This is a genomic window from Kitasatospora sp. NPDC059327 (assembly GCF_042752535.1).
In the GTDB taxonomy this organism is placed as follows: Bacteria; Actinomycetota; Actinomycetes; order Streptomycetales; family Streptomycetaceae; genus Kitasatospora.
The window spans coordinates 1-1,952 of the sequence record NZ_JBHYYB010000245.1; the positions used below are offsets into that span (position 1 = coordinate 1).

At 38.2% G+C, this 1,952-nt stretch carries 2 protein-coding genes; both read left to right on the forward strand.

The features are described from left to right. Positions 1-505 precede the first annotated feature (505 nt). The gene (locus ACFXHB_RS44750; protein WP_375839303.1) at positions 506-679 is read left to right on the forward strand and encodes a hypothetical protein; all 174 of its coding nucleotides are present in this window, start codon (positions 506-508) and stop codon (positions 677-679) included. Positions 680-769: 90 nt separating this feature from the next. Then, on the forward strand, positions 770-1,678 hold the full coding sequence (locus ACFXHB_RS44755; protein WP_375839305.1) for a hypothetical protein: 909 nt from the start codon (positions 770-772) through the stop codon (positions 1,676-1,678). The last annotated feature ends 274 nt before the right edge of the window (positions 1,679-1,952 follow it).

The window sequence follows — 1,952 nt, forward strand, 5'->3', positions numbered from 1 at the left end:
ACACTCTGTCGAGTGAGTGCTAAAATGCTGAAGCATTTCCGTCAAGCGTGTGGAGGAATCTTGTAGAGAGATATAGCATAGATACCCGTATCTCTAGAGATATTTTGGTATATCCCTGCTATATCTATGGGGTATCTATGCTATATCTTTGGCTTCAAAAACGGCACCTGTTCTAAGAGCATAGAAACTCAACAGGCACAGCCTGTTTGACACCCTTTTTTTTAGGGTGGCACCGAGTTTCCTTATGCTCTTTTTCTCTGAAGCTAAACCTGTTTTATATGTCGTAGTCTTTTTATTGGGAGTGACCCCTTGCTGTACAATTTCCGGAGGTGCCGATAAGGGACGAATTTTCCCTTGTCGGTTGCCTTTGGGGATTGTAAGGGGTGGAGGCTCGGAATCAAAAGGAAACGAAATATCATTCCGAGTGTGCTTCTTTTTTCTGTTCTTGAATTCTATTATTTCCAATGTTAGAATTATGTTAACAACTTGTTAGGAGTGTGTTTGGATGGAAGAGAAAAAACAAATTGGACCTCGAATTACTGTTGAAACATTTAAAAAGCTAGAGTTATTAGCCGAACATTTTACAAAACACAATGAATTTGGAAGAGTTTCAAAAGATGCTGTAATTGAGTTTGCTATTAAGGAATTGTATAGGGACTATTTGGGAAAAGGACGCTAATTTTTGTTGAAAAACTGACTTCGGATTTGGGGTTCTTTATTATTAACTTGATTTTAATTAAACATTACAGGAAAAATTGAGGGGAAATGGATGGATAAACGCAATGGTGACGCGGTTTTCATAGCTCCAAATGATGTTGTAAAAGTGACCACTATGAATCACGTCATTGAAGTTCAGCATATGGAGAAGATGAACCGGAAAAATAATATCAAAAAATTGGACAAGGATAGGTTTGTAGACCTCTCTACTGGGGAGATCCGGGAGTTCGAGCATTCGGAAAATCGGCAGGAAAATTATAATTCTTTGAGACAAACCTTTAAGAAGCTGCGTTATTTGATAAATAACAATTTTATAGGACGGCCAAATGAATTACATATAACTTTGACATACAAGAAAAATATGACGGACACGAAAAAACTTTATAGTGATTTTCAAAATTTTATCGACAGGTTGCGTTATAAATACAAGAAAGAAAGTTCGATAGATTATTTATCGGTGGTAGAGCCACAAGGACGTGGAGCCTGGCATTGTCATGTTTTAATGCGCTTTAATGATTTGGATAAGATTTATATTAAAAATGCTGAATTAAGGAGTCTATGGGGTTTAGGATTTGTAACAATCAAGTCATTAAAGGATATAGACAACATAGGAGCCTATTTGAGCGCTTATTTGACTGATATAGACCTAGAAGATGTCCAAGACAGGGAAACAGCCTTAAAAGTGGCTTCAGAGGGCTGTGAGGTGCAAACAAAGATCGTAGAAGGTCGGGAAAAGAAATTTTTAAAAGGCGGACGGCTGCACATGTATCCTTCCGGAATGAATATGTATCGAAAATCAAAAGGGATTGTTAAGCCGGAACGGGAAGAAATGAAGTTCGGAGACATAAAAAAAGTAGTGGGTTCGGCAAAACCACACTACGAGAAAAGTTATCATGTCGAAAATGACAATTTTGAAAACACAATTTCGTTTCTCCAGTATAACACAAAACGTGATTTTTGAAGCAAAACGGTTCCTCTTTATGGAGCCGTTTTTTTTATTTCCCGAAGGGTTATTTGTCAGAATGACAAACCGATTTCGAGCCGGCGAGAACCCATTGTCACACCACGATTTAGGGGGTGTGTATAAATGGGCACTCTCTGTGAAATTTGAAGCTTTGAAATTCCGAATGGCGCACTTATACACTCTGTCGAGTGAGTGCTAAAATGCTGAAGCATTTCCGTCAAGCGTGTGGAGGAATCTTGTAGAGAGATATAGCATAGATACCCGTATCTCT